At 73.5% G+C, this 4311-nt stretch carries 3 protein-coding genes and 1 pseudogene; 1 reads left to right on the top strand and 3 read right to left on the bottom strand.

The window, feature by feature from the left end; translation table 11 throughout:
* Nucleotides 1–746 (top strand): annotated as a pseudogene (locus H5J30_RS19435) (PAS domain-containing protein); the annotation flags it as partial.
* Between the two features lie 160 nt (nt 747–906).
* Here the strand turns inward: H5J30_RS19435 and H5J30_RS19430 are convergent.
* The 3 genes from H5J30_RS19430 to H5J30_RS19420 all read right to left on the bottom strand — a co-directional run.
* Nucleotides 907–2559 (bottom strand): long-chain fatty acid--CoA ligase, encoded by a 1653-nt coding sequence (locus tag H5J30_RS19430; RefSeq protein ID WP_181788686.1) that lies wholly within the window; start codon nt 2557–2559, stop codon nt 907–909.
* Nucleotides 2560–2815: 256 nt separating this feature from the next.
* Entirely contained in the window at nt 2816–3376 is a 561-nt protein-coding gene (locus H5J30_RS19425; protein WP_181788685.1) for a SigE family RNA polymerase sigma factor, read from the bottom strand.
* 135 nt (nt 3377–3511) lie between these two features.
* Nucleotides 3512–4311 (bottom strand): glycoside hydrolase domain-containing protein (locus H5J30_RS19420; protein ID WP_181788684.1); only part of this gene is annotated, 800 nt, incomplete at its 5' end.

The following is a 4311-nucleotide window of genomic DNA, read 5'->3' as shown; positions in this document are numbered from 1 at the left end:
CGCTGCGGCTCGACGACGAGATGCCGCCCGAGCCGCTGGACAACCCGCGCCGGCTGCTCGTCTGGCCCGAGCCCGACGCCGCGACGCAGCAGGCGCTGACCGCGCGCAACTACCGCCCCGTCGTGGTCCACTCCCGCGAGGAGCTGGACGCGCAGATCTCCGTCTCCCCCGCAGGTCTCTTCGTGGACCCGCTGACCGGCCCGATCACCCGCACCGCGCTCCAGTCGCTGCGGAAGGCGGCGGTGGCGGCGTCCGTACCGGTGCTGGTGACGGCCGGGCTCGGGCAGGCGACGCGGGAGGCGGCGTACGGGGCGGACCCGGCGGTGCTGCTGAAGGCGCTGGCGCCGCGCGACAGCGAGCAGCACCCGCCCCGCGTGCTCCTCTTCGAGGAGAACCCCGACATCGCGGACGCGCTGGCGGCGACGCTGGAGCGGCGCGGGATGCAGGTCATGCACGCCACGTCGGACGAGGCGGCGGTGGACCTGGCGACGCGCTTCCGGCCGAACCTGGTCGTGATGGACCTGATGCGGATCCGCCGCCGGCGTACGGGCATCGTGGACTGGCTGAACGCGAACGGGATGCTCAACCGGATGCCGATGGTGGTGTACACGGCCGTGGACATCAACCGCGCCGAACTGCCGCGGCTGCGCTCGGGGGAGACGGTGCTGTTCCTGGCGGAGCGGTCGACGAGCGCGGAGGTGCAGAACCGGATCGTCGACCTGCTGGCCAAGATCGGCACGACGTAAGCGGCACAGCTCACTCCACACGGCGTACGCGGCATGGCGTAAGCGGGCACGGCGGAGACGAAATCGCCGGGAACGACCCGGCAGAAACGACACTGCGGAGACGGCACGGCGCCAGAGCCACGACCGGGCCCGCACGCCGTGCCGCGTCTTCACCTGCGGGTCACAGCCGCGTCACCGTCAGCTCCCCGTCCGCGTACCGCCTCCGCAGCACCTTCTTGTCGAACTTCCCCACGCTCGTCTTCGGCACCTCCCCGATCTGCGCCCACCGCTCCGGCAGCTGCCACTTCGCGATCCGCTCCCCCAGATACAGCCGCAGCTCCTCGTACGACACCTCCGCCCCCTCCCGCACCACCACCGCCGCCAGCGGCCGTTCCTCCCACTTCTCGTCCGGTACGGCGATGACCGCCGCCTCCGCGACGTCGGGGTGGGCCATCAGGTGGTTCTCCAGCTCCATCGACGAGATCCACTCGCCGCCCGACTTGATGACGTCCTTCGACCGGTCCGTCAGCGTCAGATAGCCGTCGGCCGTGACCGTGCCGACGTCGCCGGTGCGCAGCCAGCCGTCCTCGCTGAACTTGTCGTCCGGCCGGAACGGCTCCCCGTCCGCGCCGCCGTAGTACGCGCCCGTGATCCACGGCCCGCGTACCTCCAGCTCCCCCGCCGACTCCCCGTCCTTCGGCAGCAGGTTCCCGTCCGGGCCGCGCAGCCGCGCCTCCACGGTCGCGGGGAAGCGCCCCTGCTTCAGCCGGTACGGGTACTCCTCCGCCGGTTCGAGCCCCGGCGGCGGGTGCGCGATGCAGCCCAGCGGCGAGGTCTCCGTCATGCCCCACGCCTGGACGACGCGGATGCCGTGCCGCTCCTGGAAGCCCTGCATGAGCTGGGCCGGGCAGGCGGAGCCGCCGATGATGGCGGTGCGCAGGGAGGAGACGTCGCGGGGGTGGGCGTCGAGTTCGTTGAGGAGGGCCTGCCAGATGGTGGGGACGGCGCCGCTGATGGTGGGCCGGCAGGTCTCCATCATCTCGGCGATCGGGCCGGGCTGGAGGAAGCGGTCGGGCATCAGCAGGGACGTACCGGCCATGAAGGCGGCGTGCGGCAGTCCCCAGGCGTTGACGTGGAACATCGGCACGATCGGCAGCGCGAGGTCGTGGACGGTGATGCCGAAGGACTCGGCGGCCAGCACGCCGAGGGAGTGCAGGTAGACGGAGCGGTGGCTGTAGAGGGTGCCCTTGGGGTCGCCGGTGGTGCCGGAGGTGTAGCAGAGGGCGGCGGCCTCGCGTTCGTCGAGGACGGCCCAGTCGTACGACTCGGGGCGGCCGGCGAGGAGTTCGTCGTAGTCGTGGATCGCGGCACGGGTGCCGTCGAGGAGCGCGCGGTCGCCGGGGCCGGCGACGACGATGTGCTCGACCGCGGGCAGCTGCGGCAGCAGCGGGGCGAGGAGGGGGAGGAGGGTGCCGTTGGTGAGGATGACGCGGTCGCGGGCGTGGTTGACGATCCAGACGAGCTGGCGCGGGTCGAGCCGCAGGTTGAGGGTGTGGAGTACGGAGCCCATGGCGGGCAGCGCGAGGTACGCCTCCAGGTGCTCGGCGTTGTTCCACATGAGGGTGCCGACGGGCTCCTGCTGCCGTACGCCCAGCTCGTCGCGGAGCGCGTGCGCGAGCTGCGCGGCGCGGGCGCCGACTTCGGCGTAGGTCCTGGTCCGCGGCGGCTCGCCGGATCCGGTCCAGGTGAGGACCCGCGCGGAGCCGTGGACGGTCGAACCGTGGGTCACGATCCGCGAGATGGTCAGCGGTACGTCCTGCATCGTGCTCAGCACGGAGGGCCTCCCGGGGGTCAGACACGCAGAGACACGCAGCGGCTACGCGCCAGTAGACGGTGGCGCTGATTCTGCTGGTGACCGGGCCCCTTGTCACTACCTCGGGAGGGGCTGTCTGCACGCCCCCGCGCACCCGTGAAAAGCGCCGCGGAAGCCGTGGGGCAAGACCTGGGGAGGACGTCGGGAAGACGTCGGGAAGACGTCGGGAAGACCTGCGGACGACCCGCTCGGGCAGGGCGCGCAAGCCGCGCGACCCCTAGGCCGCCTGCGCCATCTCCCCCAGCCCGGTGTCCTCCCGGAGCTTCGCCAGCGCCCGCGAGACCGCGCTCTTCACCGTCCCGACCGACACCCCCAGCACGGCCGCGGTCTGCGCCTCGCTCAGGTCCTCGTAGTACCGCAGCACCACCATCGCCCGCTGCCGCTCCGGCAGCCGCAGCACCGCGCGCCACAGCGCGTCGCGCATCGCCTGGTGCTCCGCCGGGTCGGGGCCCGGCACGGGGGCGGGCTCGGGGAGGTCGTCGCCCGCTGCGTACTCGTCGACGCGGCGCTTGCGCCACTGCGAGGTGCGGGTGTTGAGCAGCGCGCGGCGTACGTAGCCGTCGACGGCGCGCGGGTCCTCGATCCGGTCCCAGGCCAGGTACGTCTGCGCCAGCGCGGTCTGCAGCAGGTCCTCGGCGTCCCACGGGCTGGTGGTCAGGGAGCGCGCGGTGCGCAGCAGCACCGGCCCCCGCAGGTGCACGTACGCCGCGAAGGTCGGAAGGGGCGGTCGCGCGGTGGCCGCCGCCACGGGGGCGTCGGTGGTGCTGGCTGTGGACATGGCTCCACGCTAGGAGCGGTACCCGGGTCGGCGGATCGGCCGGAGGTCGCGATGCTGGCTCCACCCGAGGGAGTAGGTGCCGAGCCGACCGGACCTCCCGTAGGTGGAGGGGCGGCCGGCCGACCCTTCGGGGTACTACGTCCGGGGTCCCATGATCGCGACCGGCGCGTCCACGACGTTGCGGTCGACGACGATCCGCTTGCCGCCGTGCCGCTCCTCGACCATGCCCGCGTACTGGTGGAGCCGGCGGTGCGGCCGCCAGGCGGCGGGGTCGACGTGCGGCTCACCGTACAGCGACGGCCTGGTGCGCCAGCGGGCCACCCAGATCGCGGACGGCATGCCGTCCCGTCCGGCGCGGCGGGCCTGCTCGATCGCGCGGATCCCCGAGTTCGCGCTGCTGTAGAGCCCGGGGAACCAGCCGAGGCGGCGCACCTCCTCGTTCCACGCGCGGATGTACGCGAGCGTCGTGCGCTCGCAGGCGGCGGAGCCGCGGAAGTGCTCGATGTCGAGGTAGACCGCGCTGCGCGCGACCATGCCGAGCGCGCGGGCGCTGCGCACGGCGTCGCGGGCCTCGGCGCGGCCCTGGCCGCGGGGGCGGGCGGAGTCGATGCGTACGTGGTGCTTGTTGCCGGCGGTGACGCAGGGGGACTGGGAGCCGACGTAGAGGGGGAGGACGCGCCAGCCCATGCGGTGGACGTCGCGGAGCCAGGAGGCGGTGAGGTGCGGCTGCTCGGCGCAGGCGCGGCCGCGGCCGGCGAAGTAGACGCCGACGGCGCGGTAGGGGGAGGCGCGCCAGGCGGACATGGCGGCGCGGGAGGGGGTGTGGCAGGTGTCGAAGGCCCGGCCGCGGAAGACGTGGGCGCCGAGGTCGCGGGGGTCGCGGAGGTCTTCGGGTACGGAGCCGGAGGCGGCGGCGGGGACGGCGGCGGGGCGGT

Source organism: Streptomyces phytophilus, assembly GCF_013870535.1.
Lineage (GTDB): Bacteria > Actinomycetota > Actinomycetes > Streptomycetales > Streptomycetaceae > Streptomyces > Streptomyces phytophilus.
The sequence above is the reverse complement of the archived record's forward strand: the minus strand, read 5'-3'. Positions and strand labels throughout refer to the sequence as shown.

Bases quoted from the DNA above. Each gene is read 5' to 3' on its own strand.
- H5J30_RS19425 (WP_181788685.1), bottom strand. From the start codon at position 3,376: ATGTCCACAGCCAGCACCACCGACGCCCCCGTGGCGGCGGCCACCGCG.